Source organism: Pseudomonas sp. 29, assembly GCF_002754355.1.
In the GTDB taxonomy this organism is placed as follows: Bacteria; Pseudomonadota; Gammaproteobacteria; order Pseudomonadales; family Pseudomonadaceae; genus Aquipseudomonas; species Aquipseudomonas neuropathica.
The window spans coordinates 2,857,332-2,882,742 of sequence record NZ_PEEY01000001.1 but is presented as its reverse complement, the minus strand read 5'-3'; the positions used below and the strand labels follow the sequence as shown (position 1 = coordinate 2,882,742).

Sequence of the window (25,411 nt, the reverse complement as noted above, 5' to 3'; positions counted from 1 at the left end):
CGAGGCTCCCGCTTGCTAACCTGATAGGTGTTACATGGCAGGCGCAAAAGAGATTCGCAGTAAGATTGCGAGCATCAAAAGCACGCAAAAGATTACCAGCGCCATGGAAAAAGTGGCGGTCAGCAAAATGCGCAAGGCACAAATGCGCATGGCTGCTAGCCGTCCTTATGCGGAGCGTATCCGCCAGGTTATTGGGCATCTGGCCAACGCCAACCCGGAATACCGCCACCCGTTCATGATCGACCGCACTATCAAGCGTGTCGGTTATGTCGTGGTGAGCAGTGACCGTGGTCTGTGCGGCGGCTTGAATACCAACCTGTTCAAGGCCCTGGTCAAGGACATGGCGGTAAACCGCGAAAACGGCGTCGAGATTGATCTGTGTGTTGTTGGTAGCAAGGGTGCGGCCTTTTTCCGCAACTTCGGCGGTAACGTCGTTGCAGCTATCAGCCACTTGGGTGAAGAGCCGTCGATCAATGATCTGATCGGCAGCGTCAAGGTGATGCTGGATGCCTACCTGGACGGCCGTATTGACCGCCTGTCCGTGGTGTCCAACAAGTTCATCAACACCATGACGCAACAGCCTACCGTGGAGCAGTTGATTCCACTGGTGGCCACCCCGGATCAGGATCTCAAGCACCACTGGGACTATCTCTACGAACCGGATGCCAAAGAGCTGCTTGACGGCTTGATGGTCCGCTACGTTGAGTCGCAGGTCTACCAGGCGGTGGTCGAGAACAACGCGGCTGAACAAGCTGCGCGGATGATCGCGATGAAGAACGCTACCGACAACGCCGGTGATTTGATCAGCGATTTGCAGCTGATCTACAACAAGGCGCGTCAGGCTGCGATCACCCAAGAGATCTCGGAAATCGTCGGCGGCGCTGCCGCGGTTTAACGGTTCAAATATTCAGAGGATCCAGCTATGAGTAGCGGACGTATCGTTCAAATCATCGGCGCCGTTATCGACGTGGAATTTCCACGCGACAGCGTACCGAGCATCTACAACGCGCTGAAAGTAGTGAGCGCGGCTGAAACCACTCTGGAAGTTCAGCAACAGCTGGGCGACGGCGTGGTTCGCACCATTGCGATGGGTTCCACCGAGGGCTTGAAGCGCGGTCTGGAAGTTACCGACTCTGGCGCAGCCATCTCCGTACCGGTCGGTAAAGCGACCCTGGGCCGGATCATGGACGTCCTCGGTAACCCGATCGACGAAGCTGGCCCGATCGACACCGAAGAGCGTTGGGGCATTCACCGTCCAGCGCCTTCGTTCGCTGAACAGGCAGGCGGCAACGACCTGCTGGAAACCGGCATCAAGGTTATCGACCTGGTTTGCCCGTTTGCCAAAGGCGGTAAAGTCGGTCTGTTCGGTGGTGCCGGTGTAGGCAAAACCGTAAACATGATGGAACTGATCCGTAACATCGCCATCGAGCACAGCGGTTATTCCGTGTTCGCCGGTGTGGGTGAGCGTACTCGTGAGGGTAACGACTTCTACCACGAGATGAAGGACTCCAACGTTCTGGACAAAGTGGCACTGGTTTACGGTCAGATGAACGAGCCGCCGGGTAACCGTCTGCGCGTAGCACTGACCGGCCTGACCATGGCCGAGAAGTTCCGTGACGAAGGTAACGACGTTCTGCTGTTCGTCGACAACATCTATCGTTACACCCTGGCCGGTACTGAAGTATCCGCACTGCTGGGCCGTATGCCTTCGGCAGTAGGTTACCAGCCGACCCTGGCTGAAGAGATGGGCGTTCTGCAAGAACGTATCACTTCGACCAAGGAAGGTTCGATCACTTCGATCCAAGCGGTATACGTACCTGCGGATGACTTGACCGACCCGTCGCCAGCGACCACCTTCGCCCACTTGGACGCCACCGTCGTTCTGTCCCGTGACATCGCTTCCCTGGGTATCTACCCAGCGGTAGATCCACTGGATTCGACTTCGCGCCAGCTGGACCCGAACGTAATCGGCCAGGACCACTACGACACCGCTCGCGGCGTTCAGTACGTTCTGCAACGTTACAAAGAGCTGAAGGACATCATCGCGATCCTGGGTATGGACGAGCTGTCGGAAGCCGACAAGCAGTTGGTAAACCGTGCTCGTAAGATCCAGCGCTTCTTGTCGCAGCCGTTCTTCGTGGCTGAAGTCTTCACCGGTGCTTCGGGTAAATACGTTTCCCTGAAAGACACCATTGCTGGCTTCAAAGGCATCCTCAACGGTGACTACGACCACCTGCCAGAACAAGCGTTCTACATGGTTGGCGGCATCGAAGAAGCGATCGAGAAAGCCAAGAAACTGTAATCCCGGCGCCCGGCAACGGGCGCTAATTTAGGTTGAGGCAATCAGATGGCTATGACAGTCCATTGCGATATCGTCAGCGCGGAAGGGGAAATCTTTTCCGGCCTGGTCGAGATGGTGATTGCGCACGGTGCACTGGGTGATCTTGGTATCGCTCTGGGTCACGCGCCGCTGATCACTAATCTGAAGCCAGGTCCGATCCGCCTGATCAAGCAAGGCGGGGAAGCCGAGGTGTTCTACATCTCCGGTGGTTTCCTCGAGGTTCAGCCGAACATGGTCAAGGTACTTGCCGATACCGTGCAACGTGCTGCCGACCTGGATGAAGCCTCCGCTCAGCAAGCCGTTCAGGCTGCCGAGAAGGCATTGCATGAACGTGGCGCCGAGTTCGACTACGGAGCTGCGTCCGCGCGACTGGCCGAGGCTGCAGCTCAGCTGCGCACCGTCCAGCAGATCCGCAAGAAGTTTGGCGGTTAATCCGTCAGCCGCTTGTTGTGCGATTGATAAAAAAGGGTAGCCTCGGCTACCCTTTTTTCTTTTCCGATTTTTACAACCCGGTCGCAGTTGCTGACCACCCAGGATTGGTAGCCAGTCATGTCTCTTGAAATCGTTATCCTCGCGGCCGGTCAAGGCACGCGTATGCGCTCGGCCCTGCCGAAGGTGCTGCACCCGATTGCCGGCAACTCCATGCTGGGTCATGTTATCCACAGCGCTCGGCAACTCGATCCACAACGCATTCATGTGGTGATTGGTCATGGTGCCGACGTGGTGCGCGAGCGACTGGCTGCCGACGATCTGAATTTCGTCCTGCAGGACAAGCAACTCGGCACCGGCCACGCCACCGCTCAAGCGGTGCCGTTCATTACTGCCGACACCGTGCTGATCCTCTACGGGGACGTGCCGCTGATCGAAGTCGAAACCCTGCAGCGTCTGCTCAAGCATGTCGTGCCTGGACAGATGGGCTTGCTCACCGTCGAGCTGGATGACCCGACCGGTTACGGCCGCATCGTGCGCGATGCCGACGGTAAGGTGGCCGCGATCGTTGAGCACAAAGATGCCAGCGAAGCGCAACGCGCAATTACTGAAGGCAACACCGGCATTCTTGCTGTCCCGGCCAATCGTCTGGCTGACTGGATGAGCCGTCTGTCGAACAACAACGCTCAAGGCGAGTACTACCTGACCGACGTGATCGAGATGGCGGTCAATGATGGTCTGGTGGTCGCCACCGAGCAACCACACGACCCGATGGAAGTGCAGGGCGCCAATGACCGCAAGCAGCTGTCTGAGCTGGAGCGTCATTACCAGTTGCGCGCTGGTCGTCGGTTGATGGCGCAAGGCGTCACTTTGCGTGATCCGGCGCGCTTTGACGTGCGTGGTGAAGTGACCGTCGGTCGCGATGTGCTGATCGACATCAACGTGATCCTCGAAGGCAATGTGGTCATCGAAGATGACGTGGTGATCGGCCCGAACTGCGTGATCAAGGACAGCACCCTGCGCAAAGGCGTGGTCATCAAAGCCAACAGTCATATCGAAGGTGCCGTACTGGGCGAGGGCAGTGACGCCGGCCCGTTCGCGCGTCTGCGTCCAGGCACCGTGCTTGAAGCACGCGCGCATGTGGGTAACTTCGTTGAGCTGAAAAATGCCCGCATGGGCGAAGGCGCCAAGGCGGGACACCTGACTTATCTGGGCGATGCCGAGATCGGTGCGCGTACCAACATCGGCGCCGGCACCATCACTTGCAACTACGATGGCGCCAACAAGTGGAGAACCGTGCTGGGTGCAGATGTGTTCATCGGTTCCAATAATTCGCTGGTCGCGCCTGTGGATATCTCCGACGGTGCAACCACGGCGGCCGGCTCGACGATTACGCAGAATGTGGATAACGCGCAGTTGGCCGTGGGCCGAGCGCGGCAGAGAAATATCGACGGCTGGAAGCGGCCGGAGAAGATCAAGAAGAGCTGAGTTATCCACAGTTTCTTTTTAACGACGAAAATCCAATGTGGGAGCGAGCTTGCTCGCGAATGCCGTAGATCATTCAACATTGATGTTGACTGACACGATGCCTTCGCGAGCAAGCTCGCTCCCACATTTTTGTTTGTGTCGTTTTCAAAAAAGCCTTGCTGCCGCTTGACGATTTAGAGCCGATAGGTTTTGATTGCTTCCGTTATCTTTCGAAACGAAACTTAAGTCGCCATGTCGAAACGCAACACGCCGCAACGCCGTCACAACATCCTCGCCTTGCTCAACGAGCAGGGCGAAGTCAGTGTGGATGAACTGGCCAAGCGCTTCGAAACCTCGGAAGTTACGATCCGCAAGGATCTCGCCGCCCTGGAAAGCCACGGTCTGTTGCTGCGCCGCTACGGCGGGGCGATCACCATGCCGCAGGAACTGGTCGCGGAAACCGCGCAGAGCGTTTCCAAGTACAAACAGGCCATCGCCCGCGCGGCGGTGAAACGCATCCGCGAACACGCGCGGATCATCATCGACAGCGGCAGCACCACCGCCGCGATGATCCCCGAACTTGGCCAGCAGCCGGGTTTGGTGGTGATGACCAATTCCCTGCATGTCGCCAACGCCCTGAGTGAACTTGAGCACGAACCGGTGCTGTTGATGACCGGCGGCACCTGGGATCCGCATTCGGAATCCTTTCAGGGCCAGGTCGCCGAGCAGGTACTACGCTCTTACGACTTCGACCAGTTGTTCATTGGCGCCGACGGTATCGATCTGGTGCGCGGCACGACGACTTTCAATGAATTGCTGGGACTGAGCCGGGTCATGGCCGAGGTGGCGCGAGAAGTCATCGTCATGGTCGAGGCCGACAAGATCGGTCGCAAGATCCCCAATCTGGAACTGCCGTGGAGCAGCGTCCATACCCTCATTACCGATGATCGCCTGCCTATCGAAGCGCGCGATCAGATACAGGCCCGCGGTATCACCGTGATTTGCGCGGCTGTCAGTCAGGAGAAATAAGCATGTGTGGAATTGTCGGCGCAGTTGCTGAACGTAATATCACCGCCATCCTGCTCGAAGGCCTCAAGCGCCTTGAATACCGTGGCTATGACAGCGCCGGTGTCGCGGTCTTCACCAACGACGAAACCCTCGAGCGCATGCGTCGCCCGGGCAAGGTCAGTGAACTCGAAGCGGCGCTGGCCGAACACCCACTGGTGGGCCGTCTCGGCATTGCTCACACCCGTTGGGCCACCCACGGCGCTCCTTGCGAGCGTAACGCGCACCCGCATTTCTCCGGCGACATCGCGGTGGTGCACAACGGCATCATCGAAAACCACGAAGCCCTGCGTGAACAACTGAAAGCGCTGGGTTACGTGTTTACTTCGGACACCGACACCGAAGTCATTGCCCACCTGCTCAACCACAAGCTCAAGGACCAGCCAGACCTGAGCGTTGCGCTTAAAACGACGGTCAAGGAACTGCACGGTGCTTACGGTCTGGCCGTGATCAATGCCAAACAGCCGGATCGTCTGGTCGCCGCGCGCAGTGGCAGCCCGTTGGTGATCGGTCTGGGTCTGGGCGAGAATTTCCTCGCCTCTGACCAATTGGCCCTGCGTCAGGTCACGGACCGCTTCATGTACCTGGAAGAAGGCGATATCGCCGAAATTCGCCGCGATAACGTACAGATCTGGGACATCAACGGTAATGCCGTCGAGCGCCAGACCGTGCAGTACAGCGATGGTGCCGAAGCTGCCGACAAAGGTGAATACCGCCACTACATGCTCAAGGAAATCCACGAGCAACCGGCCGTTGTACAACGCACCCTCGAAGGTCGCCTGAGCAACGATCAGGTGCTGGTGCAAGCGTTCGGCCCACAAGCGGCCGAACTGTTCGCCAAAGTCCGCAACGTACAGATCGTCGCCTGTGGCACCAGCTATCACGCCGGCATGGTCGCGCGTTACTGGCTCGAAGAACTGGCCGGTATCCCGTGCCAGGTCGAAGTCGCCAGCGAATTCCGCTACCGCAAAGTGGTGGTGCAGCCGGACACCTTGTTCGTGACCATCTCGCAGTCCGGCGAAACCGCCGACACCCTGGCGGCGCTGCGCAATGCCAAGGAACTGGGCTTCCTCGCCAGCCTGGCCATCTGCAACGTTGGCATCAGCTCACTGGTGCGCGAATCCGACCTGACCCTGCTGACCCAGGCCGGCCGCGAAATCGGCGTCGCCTCGACTAAAGCCTTCACCACGCAATTGGTCGGCCTATTGCTGCTGACCCTGTCGCTGGGCCAAGTGCGCGGCACACTGGCCGACGGCGTCGAAGCACGTCTGGTCGAAGAACTGCGTCGCCTGCCAACCCGTCTCGGCGAAGCACTGGCCATGGACAGCACGGTGGAAAAAATCGCCGAGCTGTTCGCCGAGAAGAACCACACGCTATTTCTCGGTCGTGGTGCGCAATTCCCGGTAGCAATGGAAGGCGCCTTGAAACTCAAGGAAATCTCCTACATCCACGCCGAAGCCTACCCGGCCGGCGAGCTGAAACACGGCCCGCTGGCGCTTGTGGATAACGATATGCCGGTGGTCACTGTGGCGCCGAACAACGAACTGCTGGAAAAGCTCAAATCCAACCTGCAGGAAGTCCGCGCCCGTGGCGGTGAACTGATCGTGTTCGCCGATGAAAAAGCCGGGATGACCAACGGCGAAGGCACCCACGTGGTGCAGATGCCGCACATCCACGACATCCTCTCGCCGATCCTCTACACGATTCCGCTGCAGTTGCTGTCGTACTACGTTGCGGTGCTCAAGGGCACGGACGTCGATCAGCCACGTAACCTGGCGAAGTCGGTGACGGTGGAATAAGTTATCCACAGCTGACCTACGCGCAAAAATCGCAGCTTCGGCTGCGATTTTTGTATCTGACTCGAGAGGCACCATGGATCGCTTCCAGGAAATGCACATCTTCACCACCGTCGCCCAAGAGCAAGGCTTTTCCTCTGCCGCGCGGCGTCTGGGATTGTCGGCTGCCAGCGTCACGCGGGCGGTGGCGGCGCTGGAGCAACGCATCGGTACGCAGTTGTTGATCCGCACCACGCGCAGTGTGCATTTGAGCGAAGCCGGGCAGCGTTATCTGGAGGATTGCCGGAGGATCCTCGCCGAGGTGCAGGAGGCCGAAGATTCGGCAGCGGGCAGTCATGCCGAGCCGCGTGGGCAACTGACGGTCACAGCGCCGGTGTTGTTCGGTGATTTGTTTGTGACGCCGCTGATGGCGCGTTATCTGGCGCAGTATCCGGATGTCACGATCAATGCGGTACTGGTCGATCGGATCGTCAACATGGTCGAGGAGGGCATCGATGTGGCGGTGCGTATCGGTGATCTGCCGGACAGCAGTCAGCATGCTGTTCGCGTGGGTGAGGTGCGTAGGGTCGTTTGCGGCTCGCCGGACTACTTTGCCAAATATGGCCGACCGGCTCATCCCCACGCGTTGGCGGGCGCGCCAGTGGTGGCGACTTCAGCGATTAGCCAGCAACGCAGTTGGCCGTTTCTCGACGCGGGCGAACCGCTTAGCGTGCGTCCTGAGCCGCGTCTGATCGTGACCGCCAATCAGGCAGCGATTACCGCAGCCTGCATGGGGCTGGGCTTGACTCGGGTGCTGTCTTATCAAGTTGCCAGCAAAATCGCGACCGGTGAGCTGGAAATCGTCCTCGCTGAATTTGAACTGCCGACATTGCCGATCCATGTGGTTTATCAGGGCGGGCGCAAGGCGCCGGCGCGGATTCGCAGTTTTGTCGATTTCACCGCCAACGCTTTGCGCGAACATCCTGCTTTGAAAGGCGCTGCGTTATTGCACCCAATGAAATAATCGATTGCAGTTACTGGTTATTCTGTTGTTTTTGCGATCAGCGCAAGATGGCCTCCATCGGCGCTCTCATTCCCGCAGTGGCGCCCCTGTTCAGCGGAGTCGACCATGCAAGCGATCAAACTCTACAACTTTCCACGTTCCGGCCACGCCCACCGTGTCGAGCTGATGTTGTCCCTGCTGCAACTGCCGACCGAGCTGGTTTTCGTCGATCTGGCCAAGGGTGAGCACAAGCAGCCGGCGTATCTGGCGATCAACAGTTTTGGCCAAGTACCGGCGATTGATGACGGCGGCGTGGTGCTGGCCGACTCCAACGCGATTCTGGTGTACCTGGCGCAGAAATACGGCAACGGCCGTTGGTTGCCAACGGATCCTGTCGGCGCCGCACGTGTGCAGCGCTGGTTGTCGGCCGCAGCCGGACCTATCGCTTTCGGGCCCGCTGCAGCGCGACTGGTCACGGTGTTTGGCGCACAACTGAATGCGGACGAGGCAATCACCCGGGCGCATAACCTGCTCAAGGTGATGGACATCGAGTTGGGCAAAACCGCGTACCTGGCCGGCGACGAACCGACCATTGCCGACGTTTCTGCCTACAGTTACATCGCCCACGCACCGGAAGGCAACGTGTCGCTGGACGACTACGGCAACGTCCGCGCCTGGCTGGCGCGGGTTGAAGCCTTGCCTGGTTTCGTCGGCATGCCGCGTACGGTTGCCGGTCTGCAAACCACTGCCTGATTTTCGCAATCGACACTGCGCCGACGGTGCAGGGGAGAGGTCGTGATGGAACGTTCACCGTGGCACGCTGGCGAACAGCAATTGCAGGCCCATGTCGGCGTTGCCGATCGTATGGAAGCATTCGGGCGTAAGGTGATTCGCACCTGGATGCCGGATCAGCACCGTGAGTTCTATCAGCAACTGCCCTTCATGCTGTACGGCGCAGTCGATGCGCAGGGGATGCCGTGGGCCAGTGTGCTCGAAGGTGCGCCGGGGTTTGCCCGGTCGCCGGATCCCGAGCATTTGCATTTCGCCAGCCAGCCTGCTGCCGATGACCCGGCGCAACTGCGCAATGGCGAGCCGATCGGTTTGCTTGGCATCGAATTGCACACCCGCCGGCGCAATCGGCTCAACGGCCATGTCGGCAATCTAAGCGCTGATGGTTTTGACGTCAGCGTGGATCAGGCCTTCGGCAACTGCCCGCAGTACATTCAACTGCGGCAGTTTCAGCGGGTGCCGCTGACAGATCCGCAGACACGCCCGGCTGAGCATCTGAGCGGCCTCGATGATGCAGCCATAGCGCTGATCGCTGGCGCTGATACGTTTTTTGTCGCCAGTTATGTCGATGTCGACGGCCAGCGTGCGGTGGATGTTTCTCACCGGGGTGGCCAGGCCGGTTTCGTACGGGTGGAAGGCAATCGTCTGACCATCCCTGACTTTGCCGGCAACCTGCATTTCAACACCCTCGGCAATCTGCTGCTCAATCCCAAGGCCGGCTTGCTGTTCATCGACTTTTCCACAGGTGATCTGCTGCAACTCAGCGGGCGTACCGAGATCCTTCTCGATGACCCGCAGATCGAGGCCTTTCAAGGTGCGGAACGGCTGTGGACATTTGAGGTGGAAAAACTGGTGCGGCGTCCGGCAGCTCTGGCGTTGCGCTGGCGCTTCGAAGGCATGTCGCCGACCAGCCTGCTGACCGGTAATTGGGCCGAAGCCGACGCCCGTTTGCAGGCGCAGGCACTGGGTAATCAATGGCGGCCGCTGCGCGTGGCGAAGATCGAAGCGGAGAGCCGCCACATCCGCTCGATCTATCTGGAGCCGACCGACGGCGCCGGTTTGCCGGTGTTTCTCGCCGGCCAGCATCTGCCGCTGCGTTTTACCCTCGACGGTGAGGTACACATCCGCACCTACAGCCTTTCGAGTGCGCCATCGGATGGTTTCTACCGGATCAGCGTGAAGCGCGAAGGGCTGATCTCCTCGCACCTGCATGAGCAGATTCGCGTTGGTGATGTACTGGAGGCGCGGGCACCGCAAGGGCATTTCACTGTCGCGCCACTGGAGCACCGACCGTTGGTGCTGTTGGCGGCCGGAGTAGGCATCACGCCGTTGCTGTCGATGTTGCGTGAGGTGGTTTACCAAGGCTTACGCACTCGAGGGATTCGTCCGACATTGTTGCTGCAGAGTTCGCGCAGCCTCGCCGATCAGCCGTTTCGCAGGGAGCTGGATCGTCTGCTCGAAACCGCAGGCGATTCTGTACGAGTGCTGCGTCTGCTCAGCCAGCCGGAAGCCGATCTGCAAGAGGGCGAGGATTTCGATGTGCATGGGCGCATCGACGGCGCGGTGCTGAGGAACCTGCTGGAGGCCGAGGATTTCGACCAACTCGACTTTGTCCTCTGCGGTCCCGGTGGTTTTACCCAAGGGCTTTACGACACCCTGCGCGAACTGGATGTGCGCGACGCGCAGATTCACGCGGAAACCTTTGGCCCGTCGACGCTGAAACGTCAGGCCGATCCGGATGCGATCGTGATCGAGCAACCGCCCGCAGCGACCACTTCGGTGCCGGTGGTGTTTGAGCGCTCGGCGAAAGAGGCACGTTGGCAACCCGATGGCGGCAGTTTGCTGGAACTGGCAGAAAGTCGCGGACTACGCCCGGAGTTCAGTTGCCGTGGTGGGTCGTGCGGTACCTGCAAGACCCGGCTGGTCAGTGGCGCGGTGAATTATCCACAGGTGCCGGCGGATATTCCGGAAGCGGGGCATGTGCTGATTTGTTGCGCGGTTCCAGCGCAAAGCACGCAGCCACTGGTACTGGATCTGTAACCTGACCCTGTAGGAGTGAGCCTGCTCGCGATCGCGTCGGGTCAATCAACATCATTGTTGCTGACAGACCGCTATCGCGAGCAGGCTCACTCCTACAATGAATTTGTGTTGAATAGCATTATGCGTAAGACAGGGATTTCTCTTCCAGCAATTCCTGATACAGCTCTGTCCACTTGCGGCCCATGTCATCGGCTGTGAATAACTGCCGGTAACGCGCTTCGGCTTTCACCCCCATCGCGGCGGCGCGCACCGGGTCTTCCCACAGTGTGCGCATCGCCTCGCGAAACGCCTGTGGATGACTCGGAGGCACCACCAGCCCGGTTTCGTTGTGAATATTGATGTAGCTGGTGCCAGTGCCGATCTCGCTGGAGATCATCGGCTTGCCGTACATCGCGCCTTCCAGCAAAGAAATGCCGAACGCTTCCGAGCGCAGGTGCGAAGGGAAGACGATGGCGTAGCTCAGTTGCAGCAGTGCGACTTTGTCTTCGTCACCCAGGCGCCCGAGGAAATGAATGTTGCGCAGGCCCAGCGCCCGAGCCTGAGCGTGCAGTTCCAGTTCCAGAGGCCCGGCGCCGACAATGACCACGGGATAGTCCACGTCTTTCAGGGCCTCAAGCAGGATGTGCAGGCCTTTGTAGTAACGCATCACGCCGACAAACAGAAAAAACTTGTCCCCAACCCGCTGGCGCCAGCGATTCATTCGTTCGGTATCCGGCTGTGGATAACCGGCCTTGTTCAAACCGTAGGGAATCACTCGGGTCTTGTCCTGGAACTGCTGCAGCACATCGCTGGTGTGCAGGTAGTTCGGTGAAGCGGCAACGATGCGGTCGGCGCTGGCGAGGAAGCGATTCATCAACGGGCGATAGAGTTTGAGCAGGTGCTTTTGGCGAATGATGTCCGAATGGTAGGTCACCACGCTTGGTTTATTCATCGCACTGGCGAAATGCACCATGTCCATGAACGGCCACGGGAAGTGGTAATTGACCACGTCGGCCTCGGCGGCCAGCTCGCGAAACTGTTTGAACACACTCCAGGAAAAACCGGTGGAGGCGAATTGAATATCGAGTTTGGCCCGGTGCACTTCGTGCTGACCGAGTTGCACCACGGCCGGTGTCGGGTCAGCGCTCAATGTCAGCACCTGGCCATCGATGCCGTGCTGGGCGCCGCTCTCGCAGAGCTGGAAGATCACTTGCTCAATGCCGCCGACGGAGTCAGGCAGGTACGTCTTGAAAAAATGAAGAACTCGCATTCAACCTCCCATGGCCTGGCGGTAGGCACTGGCTGTGGCCTGTGCACAACGCTCCCAGGAAAAAAGCCGTGACTGCTGTAACCCGGCTTCTTGGCATGCCTGCCAATGCGCTTGATCGTCGATCAGTCGGCTCAGCGCGTCACGCAGGCCTTCTGCATCGTCAGCTTCAATATAGTTGCCCGCCGCGCCCGCGACTTCCGGCATCGCTGAAGAACGCGTGAGCACCACCGGTGTGCCGCTGGCCATGGCCTCCAATACCGGCAGACCAAAACCTTCATACAGTGATGGAAAAATCAGCGCCCGGGCGCCGGCCAGCAGTTGCGCGACCTGTTCATCGGGCAGATAACCGAGCAGGCACACGTGCCCGCTGGCCAGTGCCTGACGCAAGGGGTCGCTGAACTGTTCGCGCTCCCACCCGGCCATACCGACGATCAACAGCGGAAAGCGCTGGCGCACAGCCTCCGGCAACAGGGCATGGGCACGTAGGGCCAGGCCAAGATTCTTGCGCGGCTCCAGCGTACCCACACTCAGGAAATATTCCCGCGCCTCGACCGCGTGCGCCTTGAGCACCGCGTCAATGGTGCTCGCCTCGCGTGGATGAAAGCGCTCGGCGACGCCCAGTGGCGCCACCACAAAACGCTCGGCAGGCAGGCCGAAATAAGCTTGAGCTTCCTCAGCAATGGCTTGCGAGTCGGTGAGAATCACCTGCGCCTGTTGCACACCCTGAGCCAAGCGACGCTCGATTTCCTTGAGCCGCGCCGGGGGCTGGGTCTCGGGGAAATGCAGGTGTGTCAGGTCGTGGAGGGTGATTACGGTCGGGCCGTCGAAGGCCAGCGGCCACAGACTTGGCTCGTGATAGAGGTCGATACCTTGCGCGCGCCCCTGATCGAAGCGTTTCTGCTCCAACCAGCGGCGCGCCTGATAGGCACCGGGGATTTGCCGCAGCAGTGGCGTCAGACGCGAGTAACCGGGCATGGCCGCTTCCGGCAGCGCCGAACTCCAGCCCCAGCCATGGAATAACGTCACATCCATATCAGGCTCGCTGCGCAAGGCGTTGACCAGTTCGGCGACGTAGTGGCCGATGCCGGTACGCGGCGCCTGGAGAATTCGTGCGTTAAGGGCAATGCGCATGCAGCCTCGCTGGCGCCGCCGGCGCTTGCAGAACGTTACGCACGCTGCGTTCGGCCAGTTGCAGACTGGCTTCGCGCCAGCCGATCCACTGCCAGTCCGTGACGTCGCGAGCAGCGGGGAACTGGCCGCTGCGCTGGAATTGATTGATCAGGTCGGCAAGGCTTTGCGGATCCTGCAGATCAAAGTACGCCATGAACTCGCCGCCGATTTCACGGAACACCGCGATATCACTGCCCATCGCCGGCAAGCCACGCTGCATGGCTTCCACCAGGGGCAGACCAAAGCCTTCGACGAACGAGGGAAACACCAGCGCACTGGCATGGGCGTAGGCGTGTTCAAGGCTGGTGTCACTGAGGTCGTTGAACATGAACAGACGCTGGTTCAGCTCGGGATGATTGCGCACCCGGGCGAGGAGGGTGTCGCATTTCCAGCCGACCCGCCCGGCGATGCACAGCCGGGCCGTCGAGCCTGTGGCCCAGGCGCGCTCGAAGGCATCGAGCAGATACGCATGATTCTTGCGCGGCTCGATGGTGCTGACCATCAGGTAAACCGGGTCTGTTGTCGTGAACAATTGTCTTAGGCGTGGATCAACCGTGGCCTGGTCGTTGTGCAGATCCAGTTCGGAACCCAAGTGAAAGAAATCGAACCAGCGCTTATTGGACTGCTCGGCACCGATTCTGCGCTGCATCTCTTCATGCATTTGATCGCGCACCGTGGCGGAAATCGCCATGTAGCCATCCGCTGTGCGAGTGATCCAGTCGAACCATTCGCTGAAGACCTCGACCAGACGCGTATCGTAAAACTGTGGGTGAGTCAGCGGGATCAGGTCGTAGATCACCGCAATCATGCCGACGCCGTCGCGTTTCAGTCGCTCGACGTGGGCAAAAAAATCCGAGTGCCAGGATGAATCCAGCAGCACCAATTGATCGCCCGGCTGATGTTGCAGTGGTGAACAACGCTTGAGCAATTGCCTGCGGTTGATTCTTCGGATCAGGCGGATCGGCAGGCCGAATGCGGCGAAGATGGTGAGCCGGTATCCGACATACAAAATTCGTCGCGCCAGCTTCGAGGTGCATTGGGCGTCACGCCGCTGGTGCCATTGCCAGACGCGATGGGCGAGGCGCTCCAGGCGTCCACCGAAGGTTTCCAGCGCGTTGAAAAAAGGCGTATCGCACGCTGCCAATTGCAGGACGCGATAAAGTTCGCCATTGAGCACCACCACTGGCATGCACTCGACGCCTGCGGCGCTGGCAGGCAGTTGCTTGATGACGTTGCGCACCACACGCTGAATCCCCGAGTTGACCGTCGGGTTTTTGAATACATGGGTGCACTCCACCAGCAAGCGGGTCATGGTGTGCGCTCGACATGGCTGACTTCGGTGTCACGGCTGATCGTGGTCTGCGCGTTGAGCCATGCGCAACCGACGAAATCTTCTCGTCGATTGTTGATGACATGAAACACCAGACCGAGATCACGCCACTCGTAATTTCGATCCAGGTGCGAGTCCAGCCGCGACAGGCTCAGGGCCACGGAGTAGTTGCCTTTGCCCAGCCCCATGACAAACGCAAAGCGATAGCTGATGCGCTCGCCGGCCCGCAGGTTTTCCAGTGCCTGATGCTGGCGATGAGTGTTGATGCCGTACATGGGCTGGCCGAGGCGATCCTTGATCATGAACCCCAATACCAGCCGTTCGATGTCCTGACGCACTTCGACGTCAACCGCCAGTACCACTGGCTGACCGACTTCGGCGGCTTCGATCGAGCGTTCGGACTCGTCCAGCAGGCGCACCCGCAGAATGCCGGCTTCGCCAGTGCCCGACACCGTTTGCACCTGGCCGTCGCTGAGTATTTCCTGACGTACGGTCTGGCCTTCACGTTCAGCGAGCAAGGCGTTGTAGTAATCCATCACCGTTTCGGGCGTGTCGTGCATGGCCATGCGGCCACCCTCTAGCAGTATCGCCGAATCGCAGATCGATTGAATCGCCGAACGGTCATGGGACACGATCAGCAGGGTGGTGCCGGCCGCGCGGAAGCCGCGGATGCGTTCGAAGCTTTTATGCTGGAAATAGGCATCGCCCACGGACAACGCTTCGTCGACGATCAGAATATCGGGGCGGCGCGCGGTGGCGACGCTGAATGCCAGCCGCATCTGCATGCCACTGGAGTAGGTGCGCACCGGATGATCAATCGCCTCGCCGATTTCAGCAAAGCGCTCGATCTGCGGCATCAATGCATTGATTTCCTCCAGTTGCATACCGAGCAGTTGCCCGGCCATCACGGCGTTTTGCCGGCCAGTGAAGTCCGGGTGAAAGCCCATGCCCAGTTCCAGCAATGCGGCGACCCGACCCGATAGCTCAATGGTGCCGCAAGTCTGTCGGCTGGTGCCGGTAATCATCTTCAGGAGCGTACTCTTGCCCGCGCCATTGGCCCCGACGATGCCCACGGCCTGGCCGGCCGGGATCTCGAATGTCAGGTCCTTGAGTACCCAATGCTGGCGGTGACGCAGTGCTGAAAAAGGAATCAGCCATTCAGCCAGGCGACTCCAGCGGCTGGGGTATTGCTTATAGGCTTTGCCCAGCCCGGTGACACGGATATGTCCCATCAGAGTTCATCCACCATTTCACCAACCCGTTGACGGAACAGGCGCAGGCCGATGGCGCAGAACACTGCGCCGATCACGAATGTCGGCAGCAGTGAGCTCCAGAGTGGCCATTGGCCGTAGAGGAACAGATTCTGGTAGCTGGCGATCAGGTTGGTCAGCGGGTTGTATTGCAGCAGGCTCTGCAACCACTCCGGCAAGATGGAGATGGGATAGACGATCGGCGTCAGCCAGAACCAGAATTGCAGACAGATACCGAAGAGCTGCCCGACATCACGGAAGAACACATTGAGTACGCCCAGCACCATACCGAGTCCGGCGCAGAGCATCATTTGCAGGGCCACCAGCGGCACCAGCGCCATCAGGGCCATGCCCGGCCAGCGTCCGGTGACGAGCAGGAAACCGAGAAACAAGCCGATGATGATGGCGAAATTTATCCCGGCATTGATCAACACGATCACCGGCAGGCAGACCCTCGGGAAACTTATTTTCTTCAGCAGGTTGGCGTTGTCCAGAAACATGTTCTGGCTGCGCAGGGTGATTTCCGAAAACAGCCCCCACGTCAGCAGGCCGGCGCACAGGTAAATGCTGTAGGCCATGCCGTCATCCACACCGGGCAAGCGGGCGCGCATGATGTGAGAAAAGATCACGGTGTACACGATGATCATCGACAGCGGATTGAAGATCGGCCACAGGGCGCCGAACAGCGAATTGCGATAACGCGCTTGAAACTCTCGTTGTACGCTGCCGAGGATGAAACCCCGGTATTCATGCAGCGAGCGGAACAGGGAAAGCAGCATCTAAACCGTCCTGCCGTACTGGTCTTCGAAGCGGACGATATCGTCCTCTCCCAGGTATTCACCGCTTTGCACCTCGATGATCACCAGATCGATCACCCCGGGGTTTTCCAGGCGATGCTTGTGGCCGGCGGCGATGAAGGTCGATTCGTTCTTGGCTACCAGCGTCGTACCGCTGCCATTGTTGGTGACCTTGGCCATGCCTTCGACCACTACCCAGTGTTCATTGCGGTGATGGTGCATTTGCAGCGACAACTTGCCGCCAGGCTTGACCACGATGCGTTTGATCTTGAATCGCGGGCCTTCCTCGAGCACGGTGTAGGTGCCCCACGGACGGCTGACGGTGCGATGCAGGCGATAGGCTTCGTGGGATTTGTCCTTGAGTTGCTTGGCCACGCGGCGCACATCCTGCGCACGGTCGGCGTGGGCTACCAGCACGGCGTCAGCAGTATCGACCACGATCAGGTTATCCACACCCACTGTTGCTACCAGCCGGCCATCGCTCTGGACAAAGTTGTTATGGCTGTCGATAAAGATCGCTTCACCGCTGGCGCGGTTGTTGTCGGCGTCGGCCGGTACCAGGGCCGCGACGGCGCCCCACGAACCGATGTCGCTCCAGTCGAAACCGGCGGGCACGACCACCACTTTTTCCGAGCGCTCCATCAGTGCGTAATCGATGGAAATGTCGGTGATTTCAGCAAACAGCGCCGGTGAAAGCTCCTGTTGCAGGCAGCCGACGGTTTCGATCGGCGCACTGGCGGCCATACAGACGCGGGTCTGCTCCAGCAGTTCAGGCGCATGTAATTGCAGTTCGGCAATCACGCTGGCAGTGGTGAAGCAGAACATTCCCGAGTTCCACAGGAAGTTGCCGCTTTCCAGGTAATGGGTCGCGGTTTGCAGGTCGGGTTTCTCGACGAAACGCTGCACTTTCGCCGCGCCTTTGGCATCCAGCGGGGCACCGGTTTCGATGTAGCCGAAGCCGGTTTCCGGCGCCGTCGGAATCACACCGAAGGTCACCAGATAACCGTCTTTGGCCAGATTGACCGCGTGCTCGACCGCCGTCTTCAGCGCGTCCTGATTTACGATCAAATGATCGGCGGGCATCACCACCATGATCGCGTCGTCACCGTGCAGTGCTTGCAGCGACAACGCGGCAGCAGCAATGGCCGGCGCGGTGTTGCGCCCGCTCGGCTCCAGCAGGAAATGCCCGCGATGACGCGAGACATGGGCGGCGCAATAATGATCCTTGCTCTGGAAGTAGTACTCGCGGTTGGTCACCGTGACGATGTCGCCCCAGCCGTCGAGCAACGCTGCCGCACGCTGATAGGTCTTGCCCAGCAGCGATTGGCCGTCGGGCAGATTCATGAACGGTTTCGGATGGCCCTCGCGGGACACCGGCCACAAACGGGTGCCGGCACCGCCGGACAAAATCACGGGAATCAGCATGGCCTACTCCTTGGCGACGCGTTTCATGTCCGCATCCATCATCATGCGGATCAAGGTATCCAGGTCTGTTTTCGGCTTCCAGCCCAGCACGCGCTGAGCCTTGGCCGGATTGCCGAGCAGCACTTCAACTTCGGCGGGGCGGAAGAACGCCGGGTCGATCTTCACGTAATCGCGGTAGTTGAGGCCGACGTGATCGAAGGCGATGCGGCACATTTCCCGCACGGTGGTGGTGACACCGGTGGCCACCACGAAGTCGTCAGGTTTGTCCTGTTGCAGCATCAGCCACATGGCTTCGACGTAATCACCGGCAAACCCCCAATCGCGTTTCGCATCGATGTTGCCCAGGGCCAGCTCCTGCTGTTTGCCTTGCTTGATGCGTGCGGCGGCATCGGTGACCTTGCGTGTGACGAACTCGATGCCGCGCAGCGGCGATTCGTGGTTGAAGAGGATGCCGCTGTTGGCGTGCAGGTTGAAACTTTCGCGGTAGTTGACGGTGATCCAGTGACCGTAGAGTTTGGCCACTCCGTAAGGGCTGCGCGGATAGAACGGCGTGTTTTCATCCTGTTGCTCGGCCTGGATCAGACCGAACATTTCGCTGGTCGAGGCTTGATAGAACCGGGTGTGCGGGCTGAACTGGCGGATCGCTTCGAGCAGGTGGGTAACGCCCAGGCCATCGACGATGCCGGTGGTCACCGGTTGACTCCACGACGCGGCGACAAAGCTCTGCGCGGCGAGGTTATAGACCTCGTCCGGCGCTGATTGAATGACTGCTCGCTGTACCGAACAGGCATCGGCCATGTCACCGTCCAAATAGACGATGTCGGCTTCGACGCCCATTTCGCGCAGACGCCAGCGCGAGTCGCTGCTGCGTCGTGCAACGAGGCCGTGAACCTTATAGCCCTTGTCGAGCAGCAACTTGGCCAGATACGCGCCGTCCTGGCCGGTGATCCCTGTGATGAGTGCACTTTTTGTCATTCTTGTCGTACTCGCGTCTCCCAGTCGGACAGGATCGTCCGCAGGGATTGTTGTGTGGTGATGGCTGGCGACCATCCGGTGGCTTTGGCCAGTTTTGCGTGGCTGCCGCAAACGCGACGCTGATCGGCGCGGCGTATGCGCGCGGGGTCTTGCACCAGTTGCATCTCCACTTCGGCCAGGTCGCCGAGTTGCTCGATCAGGCTGCGGATGCTTTGCTCACGACCCGAGCAGATGTTGTAGACCTGGCCGGGTGTGCCTTTTTCCAGCAGCGCGAGATAGGCCGAGATCACATCGCCGACATCGAGAAAATCTCGCGTCACGTCGATATCGCCGACTTCAAGTTGCGGTGCTTGACGGCCCTGTTTGATGCGACTTATCTGGCGGGCGGCACTGGCGATGACAAAGCTGTCTTTCTGGCCGCTGCCGATGTGGTTGAACGGACGCGCCACCAACACCGGCCAGCCTTCACTCAGGCCCCATTGGAGGCTGAGAAATTCGGCCGAGAGCTTGCTCACTGCGTAAGGATTGCGCGGGCAGGGCGCCTGTTGTTCGGTGATGGGCAGATCGCTTTCGCCAACCTGGCCGTAAACGTCACCGGAGCTGACATACAGGAAAGTGCCGGCAAAGCCGCGTGTCTTGAGGGCTTGCAGCAGATTGAGCGTACCGAGCAGATTGATCTCGAGTGTGCGTGCCGGATCGCGGAAAGCTTCGGGGACGAAAGTCTGCCCGGCTAGATGAATGACTGCATCAGGCAGTTGCGGCCACAGATCGGTGAGGCTGCTCGCATCGGTGAGGTCGTAAGGCAAAGCGGCAGGCAGCAGCTCCCACGACGAATCCGGCAATGCCAGACGCGACTGAATATGGTGTCCCACGAATCCACTGAGACCCGTGACGAACAGACGCTTTTTCAAACAGCGACCCCTTGGTCTTGAACTTGCGCCACTTTCCCACAGGCTTTGAAGGAAGGTCTGTCAGAACAGTAGAAAAACTGCTTTTAAGAAAGGCGAAGTCAGTTGTTGTAGTTGTTTGTTGCCAATCTGTGCCAAATGCTCGGCAATTTCAACAGGCCAAACCGTGACCGGTCAGTTCTCGTTAGCGTAGTCCGGTTTATTCTCGCCGGGCGGTTCACGAACCCTTCGCGGATGTGTTTAGAATGCGCCTTGTCACGATTGGCCGGGCTCGTCGGCATCGTCGTGAAAAAAGGTGAAACTGACCACTAAAACAAGAACAAGACGGGACCGAAGACGGAGGACGGATATTGATCCGATCCAACGCTTTGCCGTCATAGTGTGAGGCTGCCGGGATGGCAGTTTCATTGTGGAATGCCATGAATTTCATTCTTTATTCGGACATCAACGACAGTTCAATCAGCCAGAATCTTGGGCATCCCGATGCCAGTCACTACTTTGTGCTGAAGGCCTATGTGCCGTTGCTCGAAACGCTCGGGCGAGTGCACGTGGTCAGTGCTGTGACAGAGGTAGATCCGCTCTACCGACAGTTGCTCGCCGCTGGCCAGGAGAGTGTTTTCCTCTCGTTCACCCGGCCGCAGAAAACCCTGACCGATCTCCAATGCCCGACCGTTTGTGTTGTGACGTGGGAGTACGACTCCATCCCCAACGAGCAGTGGGGCAACGATCCACGCCAGGACTGGACGCGCATGCTGGCCAAACATGGCCGCGTGATCACACTGTCCAGCTACACCGCCCGAGCGATCCAGCGCACCATGGGCGAAGACTTTCCGGTGTTGGTCTTGCCAGCCCCGCTGTGGGAGCACTTTGCAGCGATTCGTGAGCAACACGTCAGCGCGCCGGTCAATGCGGGTACGACATTGACGGTCAAAGGTTGCATCTTTGATTCTCGCCAGATGAACCTGCATCCGGATAATCTGCTGCCCGAGCCGCTGACCCCCGAAGAGCTGGCCGAAATCGAGGCACAGCTGGAGGCCTTGCGTCCACCACCGCTGACCTTGAAGCGGCGCTTTGTCATTGCCCGACATTTCCTGCGGTTGTGGTTGCTGAATCTGGGCCACGAGCAGGAGCCGCCAGTGCCACGCGTGAGGTTTCTGCAGAACTGGTACTGGGAAGGGATTCGCGATCTGGTTCCAGAGACTTTGCATGACTGGCTCGGCAAACGTCTGCCAAACATCGCAGGCCCACAGCCTTTACCGGTAGCCGTCCAACCGCCACCCCGAGATATGCCGGACAGTTCATTAACGGTGCAAACCCGTGTGGACGGTGTGGTCTACGTGACGGTGTTCCGCCCCGATGACGGGCGCAAGAACTGGCTACAGATCCTGACGGCCTTTTGCGCAGCGTTTCGTGACACCCCCGACGCCACACTGGTGATGAAATTTACCCAGAGTGATCTGGCGGCGGTGTACGCACACTTGATGACACCGCTGGCGCAACTGGCGCCGTTCTCCTGCCGTGTCGTGATGATTCAGGGCTATCTGGATGATGCTGAATACGCGCGGCTGTACCAAGCGGCGAGTTTTTACGTCAACGCTTCGCACTGCGAAGGCTTGTGCTTGCCGCTGATGGAGTTCATGGCGTGCGGCAAACCGGTGATCGCTCCCGATCACTCGGCGATGCAGGATTATATCGATGAGTCTGTGGCGTTCGTGGTCGGCTCCAGCGTAGAGGCGTGCACATGGCCCCATGACCCGCGAATGCTGTTTCGCGCACAACGGCATCGACCGGACTGGGGGTCATTGAAGACGGCCTACGAAAACAGCTATCGGATGGCCAAGACACAACCCCAGGAGTATCAGCGCATGTCGCTGGCGGCGATCGAACGCATGCACGATTACTGCGCGCAACCGGCGTTGCAAAAGCGTGTCGCCGATTTTTTCGGGTTGGCATCACCGGTCGACAACGTTGCCCCGATTACGGATAACGCCTCATGCTGATCATCATCCATTCGGAAACCAACCAGCACACCATCAGCCGCAACCTCGGGCGTTCCGAGTACAGCTATTACTTCGTACTCAAGGAGTATCGACCGGTGCTGGAGCGGCTCGGGCGGGTGATCGAGGTCCTGGACCCGAACACTGAAGTCGATGCGCTGTATGCAGATTGCCAGTCCCGAGGCGAGCCTTGTGTATTTCTGTCGTTCTCGCCTCCGCACCGCACCCCGGTGCATCTGGCCTGCCCGACGTTGCCGGTATTCGCCTGGGAATTCAGCACCATCCCCAACGAGCCGTTTGCCGGCGATCCGTTGAACGACTGGCGTACGGTACTCAACGCCTGCGGTGCGGCGATCACCCATTCCAGTTACACGGTCGATGCGGTGCGCGAAGCGATGAGCGTCGGTTACCCGATTGTTGCCGTACCCGCCCCGGTCTGGGATCGATTCGCCGCGCGTGGCGTTCAGTTGCAGGGGCAACCTGTGGTCGATTCGGTACGACTGACGATCAGAGGGCTGGTGGTCGACAGTCGCGAAGTCGATCTGGATGCCTTCGGCCCGGTGCATTTGCGCAGTGGCCCGGGCATCGATTTCCTGGCGCCTGTCACCGAGCAGACGTTGTTGCTTGAAGGCGTGGTCTACACCTCGGTGTTCAACCCGCGCGATGGCCGCAAGAACTGGGAGGACATGATCAGCGCATTCTGCGCGACGTTCCGTGAGACTGATGACGCGACACTGGTGCTCAAACTCACTCACCACGATGCCGAAGAAGCACTCACCGACATCCTTCATCATCTGTACAAAAACCAGCCTTATCGCTGCCGCGTCGTATTGGTCTATGGCTATCTGGCGGACGCGGATTACGAGCGGCTGGTGCAGGCGACGCGCTACGTGGTCAATACGTCCTACGGCGAAGGCCAGTGCCTGCCGCTGATGGAATTCATGTCTTGCGGCAAGCCGGCCGTGGCGCCGTGCACGACGGCGATGATCGATTATCTGAACGCCGATAACGCGTTCCTGATCGAGGCGACCGAGGAGTTTACGGCCTGGCCGCACGATCCGCGCTCGGCCTACCGGACCCTGCGCTACGCGGCCAATTGGGCGTCGATTTGCGCGGCCTACCGAGCCAGCTACGCGGTGGCCAAAAACGATCCGCAGCGTTACGCGCACCTGTCGGCGCAAGCCGTGGAGAGTCTGCGAGGGTTTTGCAGTCAGGCTGTGGCTGAACAGCGCTTGCAGGCATTTTTTGCGCAACTGTTCGAGCGCCGCGCTGAACTTGCCATGGAGGCTGCCGGAGCATGATACGTCGATTGTTCCAGCGATTTTTAGCCGAACCGCAAGCGCCGCAAGCCGTTGAACCCGTCGACGAACTCGTGGTTGATCCGACACCTGAATCCGAACCGGAACCTTTGTTCACCTGGTCGCCGCGCGACGTCGGTTTGCGTGATGCGGTTCTGGACGGCTGGTTTCTCAATGACAGCGGCGAATTGCTCAAGGGCTTCGCCATAACGCCTGAAGACACCTTGCTCGATGTCGGTTGTGGCGAGGGTGCCGCGACGTTGTTTGCGGTACGTCAGGGCGCATCGGTGATCTTTACCGACAGTGAGCACGACAAAGTGAGCGAGCTGGCGCGTCAGGTTGAAGCCAAGAGTTCCAGGCCGAGTCTGGGGCTGGTCAGTAACAGCTTGCCCTTGCCTCTGGCGGACGGTTGCGCGAGCCGAGTGGTGTGTATGGAGGTGTTGGAGCACGTCGACGAGCCCGAGCCGTTCATGGCCGAACTGGCGCGTATGGGGCGGCCCGGTGCGTTGTATCTGCTCAGCGTGCCGGCACCGGTTGGCGAGCATCTGCAGAAAGGTATCGCCCCCGCGAGTTATTACCAGTCTCCCAATCATGTACAGATTTTCACCCCGGAGCGCTTCGAGGCGATGGTCGAGGATGCCGGATTGGTCATCGAACATCGGCAAGCCACCGGGTTCTTCTGGGTGATGGGGATGATTTTTTTCTGGGCCAGCGAAAAGGCTGCCGGCAAGGATCCGGGCGGTGCGGTGCGCGATCGCATTCATGCACCGTTCCCGCATTTGATGGGCGGGTGGGCGAGGACCTGGGAAGAGATGCTTGACCGGCCCGACGGGCTTGCGATCAAACAGGTACTCGACCAGTTCATGCCCAAGAGCCAGGTGATCATTGCCCGTAAACCACTCGATGCGGGGGAGCCGGATGGGCAGTAAGCGAATCATGGACATCGAGGTGCTGCGCGCCATTGCAGTGCTTGGTGTGTTGTTTCATCACTTGCCTGCTCTGTTCAGAGACCCCGTGCCGCTGCTCGAATCCAGTCGTGCCTGGTTTGGACTGTGGTGGGGGGTGGATCTTTTTTTTGCGATTTCCGGATTTGTCATCGCCCGCAGTCTGATTCCTGCGCTGCGCAGTTGCAGCAATCGTCAGGAGTACTGGGAGCAAACGCGTAACTTCTGGTTGCGGCGAGCCTTTCGCCTGCTGCCATCGGCCTGGTTGTGGCTGGCACTGATACTGCTGCTGTGCGTTTTTTTCAACCGCTCCGGGGCGTTTGGCACGGTGCAAGCCAACGTGCAGGCCACGCTTGCGGGGGTATTTCAATACGCCAATTTCCGCTTTGCTGATGCGATTTTTCATTACGAGTACGGCAGCAGTTTCGTCTACTGGAGCCTGGCGCTGGAGGAACAGTTCTATCTGCTGTTTCCGTTGCTGATCCTGCTCTGTCGCAAGCACCTGGTGTGGGTCTTGCTGGCGCTGGTTGCGGTGCAACTGTTCACGGTGCGGACAACGCTGTTGATGACCATACGAACCGACGCGCTCGCCCTTGGCGTTTTGTTGGCAATGTGGAGCGTTCAACCGGGTTATCGACGCTGGCAGCCGACGTTTCTGCGCCGTCCGTGGACCGGGATTTCGGTGCTGGTCATTGTCGGGTTGCTGATGGCTTTCCTGGGCGCCGAACGCTTTACCATGGCGCCCTATCGCATCGGTGCCATCGCCATTCTCAGCGCCGTGCTGGTATGGATCGCCTCGTACAACAGAGACTATCTGTTGCCGACCGGGCGCTTGCAGCGAGTGATGGCGTGGGTAGGCAACCGTTCCTACGGGATCTACCTGATCCACATTCCGGTGTATTTACTGGTACGCGAGGTCACTTTCCGTTTGCAGAGTGCAGGCCTGCCGAGTCCGGCGGGACACCCGATCGTTACCCTGTTGCTTGCAGGGGGCCTGATTGTATTGATCAGCGAACTGAATTATCGCTTCATTGAAATGCCTATGCGACTTCGCGGTACCGCACTAATACAACGTCTCGGGACGTCGCGAAAATCCGTTGCGTCTACTGAAGCCACGTTCTGATCGATTTGTGTAACCTTGCAGCCTTGAGGTGTCAGG

The 25,411-nt window shown here is 59.4% G+C and carries 21 protein-coding genes; 13 read left to right on the top strand and 8 right to left on the bottom strand.

The features are described from left to right. The first annotated feature begins 34 nt into the window (after positions 1-34). The 9 genes from atpG (at position 35) to CLU80_RS13415 (ending at position 10,909) form a co-directional block, all read left to right on the top strand. Positions 35-895 carry a F0F1 ATP synthase subunit gamma gene (gene atpG, locus CLU80_RS13460; RefSeq protein ID WP_099757596.1) on the top strand — a complete coding sequence of 287 codons (861 nt, stop codon included), beginning with the start codon at positions 35-37 and terminating at the stop codon, positions 893-895. 27 nt (positions 896-922) lie between these two features. Then, on the top strand, positions 923-2,302 hold the full coding sequence (gene atpD, locus CLU80_RS13455; RefSeq protein ID WP_007911961.1) for a F0F1 ATP synthase subunit beta: 1,380 nt from the start codon (positions 923-925) through the stop codon (positions 2,300-2,302). A 45-nt stretch (positions 2,303-2,347) separates the two neighbouring features. Further along, a complete protein-coding gene (locus CLU80_RS13450) occupies positions 2,348-2,773 on the top strand; it encodes a F0F1 ATP synthase subunit epsilon (protein ID WP_093429554.1) in 426 nt (141 codons plus the stop codon). A gap of 117 nt (positions 2,774-2,890) precedes the next feature. Continuing rightward, positions 2,891-4,258 carry a bifunctional UDP-N-acetylglucosamine diphosphorylase/glucosamine-1-phosphate N-acetyltransferase GlmU gene (glmU, locus tag CLU80_RS13445; RefSeq protein ID WP_099757595.1) on the top strand — a complete coding sequence of 456 codons (1,368 nt, stop codon included), beginning with the start codon at positions 2,891-2,893 and terminating at the stop codon, positions 4,256-4,258. 231 nt (positions 4,259-4,489) lie between these two features. Next, a complete protein-coding gene (locus tag CLU80_RS13435; protein ID WP_007911964.1) occupies positions 4,490-5,266 on the top strand; it encodes a DeoR/GlpR family DNA-binding transcription regulator in 777 nt (258 codons plus the stop codon). A gap of 2 nt (positions 5,267-5,268) precedes the next feature. Further along, a complete protein-coding gene (gene glmS, locus CLU80_RS13430) occupies positions 5,269-7,101 on the top strand; it encodes a glutamine--fructose-6-phosphate transaminase (isomerizing) (RefSeq protein ID WP_099757594.1) in 1,833 nt (610 codons plus the stop codon). Positions 7,102-7,174: 73 nt separating this feature from the next. Further along, the gene (locus CLU80_RS13425; protein WP_099757593.1) at positions 7,175-8,101 is read left to right on the top strand and encodes a LysR family transcriptional regulator; all 927 of its coding nucleotides are present in this window, start codon (positions 7,175-7,177) and stop codon (positions 8,099-8,101) included. A 105-nt stretch (positions 8,102-8,206) separates the two neighbouring features. Next, on the top strand, positions 8,207-8,833 hold the full coding sequence (locus CLU80_RS13420) for a glutathione S-transferase family protein (protein WP_093429558.1): 627 nt from the start codon (positions 8,207-8,209) through the stop codon (positions 8,831-8,833). A 45-nt stretch (positions 8,834-8,878) separates the two neighbouring features. Next, positions 8,879-10,909, top strand: coding sequence for a pyridoxamine 5'-phosphate oxidase family protein (locus CLU80_RS13415; protein ID WP_099757592.1), 2,031 nt, complete (start codon positions 8,879-8,881; stop codon positions 10,907-10,909). Positions 10,910-11,027: 118 nt separating this feature from the next. Here CLU80_RS13415 and CLU80_RS13410 read toward each other — a convergent pair whose 3' ends face one another. From CLU80_RS13410 to CLU80_RS13375, 8 genes are read right to left on the bottom strand one after another with little or no spacing between them, the layout of a single operon-like run. Beyond that, a complete protein-coding gene (locus CLU80_RS13410; protein ID WP_093429560.1) occupies positions 11,028-12,158 on the bottom strand; it encodes a glycosyltransferase family 4 protein in 1,131 nt (376 codons plus the stop codon). Beyond that, complete coding sequence (locus CLU80_RS13405) at positions 12,159-13,289, bottom strand: glycosyltransferase family 4 protein (RefSeq protein WP_093429561.1); 1,131 nt, start codon at positions 13,287-13,289, stop codon at positions 12,159-12,161. Beyond that, on the bottom strand, positions 13,273-14,640 hold the full coding sequence (locus CLU80_RS13400; RefSeq protein WP_099757591.1) for a glycosyltransferase family 4 protein: 1,368 nt from the start codon (positions 14,638-14,640) through the stop codon (positions 13,273-13,275). The genes CLU80_RS13405 and CLU80_RS13400 overlap by 17 nt, the downstream gene beginning before the upstream one ends. Beyond that, the gene (locus CLU80_RS13395; protein WP_099757590.1) at positions 14,637-15,890 is read right to left on the bottom strand and encodes an ABC transporter ATP-binding protein; all 1,254 of its coding nucleotides are present in this window, start codon (positions 15,888-15,890) and stop codon (positions 14,637-14,639) included. Before CLU80_RS13395 ends, CLU80_RS13400 begins: the two co-directional genes overlap by 4 nt. Further along, positions 15,890-16,687 carry an ABC transporter permease gene (locus tag CLU80_RS13390; protein ID WP_099757589.1) on the bottom strand — a complete coding sequence of 266 codons (798 nt, stop codon included), beginning with the start codon at positions 16,685-16,687 and terminating at the stop codon, positions 15,890-15,892. Before CLU80_RS13390 ends, CLU80_RS13395 begins: the two co-directional genes overlap by 1 nt. Continuing rightward, complete coding sequence (locus tag CLU80_RS13385; protein WP_099757588.1) at positions 16,688-18,130, bottom strand: mannose-1-phosphate guanylyltransferase/mannose-6-phosphate isomerase; 1,443 nt, start codon at positions 18,128-18,130, stop codon at positions 16,688-16,690. Positions 18,131-18,133: 3 nt separating this feature from the next. Beyond that, positions 18,134-19,105 carry a GDP-mannose 4,6-dehydratase gene (gene gmd, locus CLU80_RS13380; protein WP_093429566.1) on the bottom strand — a complete coding sequence of 324 codons (972 nt, stop codon included), beginning with the start codon at positions 19,103-19,105 and terminating at the stop codon, positions 18,134-18,136. Continuing rightward, positions 19,102-20,016 (bottom strand): GDP-mannose 4,6-dehydratase, encoded by a 915-nt coding sequence (locus tag CLU80_RS13375; protein WP_099757587.1) that lies wholly within the window; start codon positions 20,014-20,016, stop codon positions 19,102-19,104. The genes gmd and CLU80_RS13375 overlap by 4 nt, the downstream gene beginning before the upstream one ends. A 416-nt stretch (positions 20,017-20,432) precedes the next feature. Here CLU80_RS13375 and CLU80_RS13370 point away from each other — a divergent pair, with 416 nt between their 5' ends. The 4 genes from CLU80_RS13370 to CLU80_RS13355 are packed head-to-tail and all read left to right on the top strand — an operon-like array spanning position 20,433 to position 25,375. After that, positions 20,433-22,013: a glycosyltransferase family 4 protein gene (locus CLU80_RS13370; protein WP_286079737.1), complete on the top strand. Its 1,581-nt coding sequence runs from the start codon at positions 20,433-20,435 to the stop codon at positions 22,011-22,013. Next, positions 22,007-23,311, top strand: a complete 1,305-nt coding sequence (locus CLU80_RS13365; protein ID WP_099757585.1) for a glycosyltransferase — start codon at positions 22,007-22,009, stop codon at positions 23,309-23,311. Before CLU80_RS13370 ends, CLU80_RS13365 begins: the two co-directional genes overlap by 7 nt. Beyond that, positions 23,308-24,237, top strand: coding sequence for a class I SAM-dependent methyltransferase (locus CLU80_RS13360; RefSeq protein ID WP_099757584.1), 930 nt, complete (start codon positions 23,308-23,310; stop codon positions 24,235-24,237). Before CLU80_RS13365 ends, CLU80_RS13360 begins: the two co-directional genes overlap by 4 nt. After that, complete coding sequence (locus CLU80_RS13355) at positions 24,227-25,375, top strand: acyltransferase family protein (protein ID WP_099757583.1); 1,149 nt, start codon at positions 24,227-24,229, stop codon at positions 25,373-25,375. The genes CLU80_RS13360 and CLU80_RS13355 overlap by 11 nt, the downstream gene beginning before the upstream one ends. The last annotated feature ends 36 nt before the right edge of the window (positions 25,376-25,411 follow it).

What these genes read in the sequence shown, in the direction of transcription:
- CLU80_RS13415 (WP_099757592.1), top strand. Translation starts at nt 8,879, where the DNA reads ATGGAACGTTCACCGTGGCACGCTGGCGAACAGCAATTGCAGGCCCAT.
- CLU80_RS13405 (WP_093429561.1), bottom strand. Translation starts at nt 13,289, where the DNA reads ATGCGCATTGCCCTTAACGCACGAATTCTCCAGGCGCCGCGTACCGGC.
- CLU80_RS13450 (WP_093429554.1), top strand. Translation starts at nt 2,348, where the DNA reads ATGGCTATGACAGTCCATTGCGATATCGTCAGCGCGGAAGGGGAAATC.
- atpG (WP_099757596.1), top strand. Translation starts at nt 35, where the DNA reads ATGGCAGGCGCAAAAGAGATTCGCAGTAAGATTGCGAGCATCAAAAGC.
- CLU80_RS13395 (WP_099757590.1), bottom strand. Translation starts at nt 15,890, where the DNA reads ATGGGACATATCCGTGTCACCGGGCTGGGCAAAGCCTATAAGCAATAC.
- CLU80_RS13360 (WP_099757584.1), top strand. Translation starts at nt 23,308, where the DNA reads ATGATACGTCGATTGTTCCAGCGATTTTTAGCCGAACCGCAAGCGCCG.
- gmd (WP_093429566.1), bottom strand. Translation starts at nt 19,105, where the DNA reads ATGACAAAAAGTGCACTCATCACAGGGATCACCGGCCAGGACGGCGCG.
- CLU80_RS13400 (WP_099757591.1), bottom strand. Translation starts at nt 14,640, where the DNA reads ATGACCCGCTTGCTGGTGGAGTGCACCCATGTATTCAAAAACCCGACG.
- CLU80_RS13420 (WP_093429558.1), top strand. Translation starts at nt 8,207, where the DNA reads ATGCAAGCGATCAAACTCTACAACTTTCCACGTTCCGGCCACGCCCAC.
- CLU80_RS13425 (WP_099757593.1), top strand. Translation starts at nt 7,175, where the DNA reads ATGGATCGCTTCCAGGAAATGCACATCTTCACCACCGTCGCCCAAGAG.
- CLU80_RS13385 (WP_099757588.1), bottom strand. Translation starts at nt 18,130, where the DNA reads ATGCTGATTCCCGTGATTTTGTCCGGCGGTGCCGGCACCCGTTTGTGG.
- glmU (WP_099757595.1), top strand. Translation starts at nt 2,891, where the DNA reads ATGTCTCTTGAAATCGTTATCCTCGCGGCCGGTCAAGGCACGCGTATG.
- CLU80_RS13370 (WP_286079737.1), top strand. Translation starts at nt 20,433, where the DNA reads ATGAATTTCATTCTTTATTCGGACATCAACGACAGTTCAATCAGCCAG.
- atpD (WP_007911961.1), top strand. Translation starts at nt 923, where the DNA reads ATGAGTAGCGGACGTATCGTTCAAATCATCGGCGCCGTTATCGACGTG.
- CLU80_RS13435 (WP_007911964.1), top strand. Translation starts at nt 4,490, where the DNA reads ATGTCGAAACGCAACACGCCGCAACGCCGTCACAACATCCTCGCCTTG.
- CLU80_RS13410 (WP_093429560.1), bottom strand. Translation starts at nt 12,158, where the DNA reads ATGCGAGTTCTTCATTTTTTCAAGACGTACCTGCCTGACTCCGTCGGC.
- glmS (WP_099757594.1), top strand. Translation starts at nt 5,269, where the DNA reads ATGTGTGGAATTGTCGGCGCAGTTGCTGAACGTAATATCACCGCCATC.
- CLU80_RS13355 (WP_099757583.1), top strand. Translation starts at nt 24,227, where the DNA reads ATGGGCAGTAAGCGAATCATGGACATCGAGGTGCTGCGCGCCATTGCA.
- CLU80_RS13365 (WP_099757585.1), top strand. Translation starts at nt 22,007, where the DNA reads ATGCTGATCATCATCCATTCGGAAACCAACCAGCACACCATCAGCCGC.
- CLU80_RS13390 (WP_099757589.1), bottom strand. Translation starts at nt 16,687, where the DNA reads ATGCTGCTTTCCCTGTTCCGCTCGCTGCATGAATACCGGGGTTTCATC.